The sequence below is a fragment of the Candidatus Magnetobacterium casense genome (assembly GCF_019173545.1).
Classification (GTDB): Bacteria; Nitrospirota; Thermodesulfovibrionia; order Thermodesulfovibrionales; family Magnetobacteriaceae; genus Magnetobacterium; species Magnetobacterium cryptolimnobacter.
In genome coordinates, this window is record NZ_JABXWD010000497.1 from 1 (window position 1) to 2,214 (window position 2,214).

A 2,214-nucleotide genomic window follows, 5' to 3' on the forward strand; every position below is an offset into this window, starting at 1 on the left:
CCATTCATCCTGCGGCAGGTAACAACTGCTGAGCCGGCCATCCGGTGAGACAATTACGGCATCCCTGCCAACCGGACAAAAGCTGTCCCGGGTAACGGACGTATCCGCAGCGGAATATAGGGGCTTAATGCCGGCAGATTCAAGTATCGTCACTGCCTGCATAAATTCAATTGTGAAGACGTATGGGTCTGGCGGGCGAAGTCTGGCGGCCTCCGATTCCTCATTGGGTTGAAGTGTCTCAAAGCACACAGTATTGGGAGTGAATGATCCCGAAAACAACTTTGAGGTATCTGCCAGACGGCCAACATTTGCATGTGAGACGCATGTGCGGAAACAAAGCTCGACCCCTGTCTTGCCTAACCCATAGGCGGTCTTTGCCACCTCCGCATAGCTTCCAATACCCTTTTTCGCGTTCTTCGGACGGTGAAGGTTATGCACGTCCTCCACTCCGTCAAAGGAAAGCACCACGGTATCGAAATACTCGCCAACAAACCTAAGGCGGTCATCGTTAAAGACACCGTTAGTAGCGGCCTCGAAGCGGGGAATAAGTCCGGCCTTGGCCGCCTCGGCACGCCCCCGGTGTACGGCCACATCCACCAGGTCTCCTGCCAGGAAAGGCTCTCCGCCAAAGAAATGAATCTCAATAGTGTCTTCGCCGTTGGCCGCCGCTGTTTCAACCAGCCATTTTATGGCATCAACGGCCGTGGAATATTTCATCTGCGCTTCTTCTGCGTGTGCGGCGCCAAAGCCGCAGTACGCGCATGATATGTTACACCTTCGGGTCGGTATAATGCCAAGAAATTGGGGCCTCGCATTGCCGTGCCTCCTTGCAGGGGGGTGAGTTGGCCGCATCTTTAGATCCTGAATGATTTCCGCAAGAGACTGGTTTATTATAACCCTGTTCATGAGTATGGCGTCCTGAAGCATTTCAGCGCCTTTTTTGTTCGTATAAAATGCAATACGCTGTAGTGGAGACCACACCAGGCATCTGTTGCCCACGGGCAAAATGAAGATGTCCCTATTCAAAGATGCACCGGTCATATTATACCCGGTCTGGCTGCTCATATTCGGGACGTTCGTGGGCGTGCAGCGGGACACATGCCAAGAGCCTTGCCAGTTTGACAAACAAGTCCTTTACCCTGCTGTATGCCTCAACGCCGTCAAGCCCGTCGTTTCTTTCCACAATGGCAGAGAGCTCACCGATGGTGCGACAACCGTCAAAAAACGAGAAGATTTCATTTTCCTGCTGGGTCATGACATATAATTCTCTTGAGATGCCATTTTTTCTATCCAGTCTTAACACAGTTGCCCCATCGATAGTAACATCACAATATCCACCAGCTACCGGTATCATCTCCCTGATTATGCTGTCTGGCAGACTGCCCACATCGGTAAGCTTCATCTGTGGTTTGCCGCATATTTCATCTTTAAAAGCTATCGATTCGGATAAACAATGGCGAAGGAAATCCCTTCTATTCATACTCCATCCCTCACAATTCCGGCTAGTTCGGATACCAGTAGTGGTGGCCTGCGCTGCCTCCACCTGAGCCGCTTCCACCTGAGCTGCCTCTACCTGAGCTTCCCCCACCCCAGTAACCCCCATCCGAGTAGCCTTGAACCGCTGATGGTCCTTTATAACTACCCACGGCAACGGTGTCGCACTCGCAGATTGTACCTGCCGGCATAGGGCTTCCGGCAGACACTGTTACGGTATTACATACGCAGACAGTCTCCGATGTGCTCATGGTTCCGGCTACGCAATCACATACACACACCGCCCCAGCCGGTATTGGAGACCCACAGGGCAGGGTTGAGGTCTTTGGCCCCATCTGGCGGTACCGTGCAGCATTCGTACCCTCCTTTGTCATGTCGGGATCGTACAGACAGGCAATCAGATTGCCCTCGGGCACTCCCCAGAGTTTGATGGTTTGATCTTTAGTCCCCAACGCTAGCATCCTGCCGTCCGGGCTGATTGCAACTGATGTGACTTGGCCTGAATTTCCTTGAAGTGTCTTTATGAGATTGCCCTCGGGCAATGCCCAGAGCTTGATGGTTTGATCATCACTCCCCGATACCAGCATCTTACCGTCCGGGCTGATTGCAATTGAACTGACAGTCTGTGAATGACCTGTAAGAGTCTTTATGAGATTGCCTTCGGGCAGCCCCCAGAGCTTGATAGTTTGATCATCGCTGCCCGATACCAGCATCTTACCG

Annotated in this window: 3 protein-coding genes; all 3 read right to left on the reverse strand. The window is 52.4% G+C overall.

All coding sequences use genetic code 11. The annotated features are described in order from the left end of the window. A partial coding sequence (locus HWQ67_RS16825) for a radical SAM protein (RefSeq protein ID WP_320414581.1) occupies window positions 1-1,065 on the reverse strand: 1,065 nt, incomplete at its 3' end. Further along, window positions 1,043-1,402 carry a hypothetical protein gene (locus HWQ67_RS16830; protein WP_218253845.1) on the reverse strand — a complete coding sequence of 120 codons (360 nt, stop codon included), beginning with the start codon at window positions 1,400-1,402 and terminating at the stop codon, window positions 1,043-1,045. The genes HWQ67_RS16825 and HWQ67_RS16830, both read right to left, overlap by 23 nt. Window positions 1,403-1,502: 100 nt before the next feature. After that, window positions 1,503-2,214, reverse strand: a 712-nt coding sequence (locus tag HWQ67_RS16835) for a hypothetical protein (protein WP_218253846.1), incomplete at its 5' end; no start/stop codon positions are given.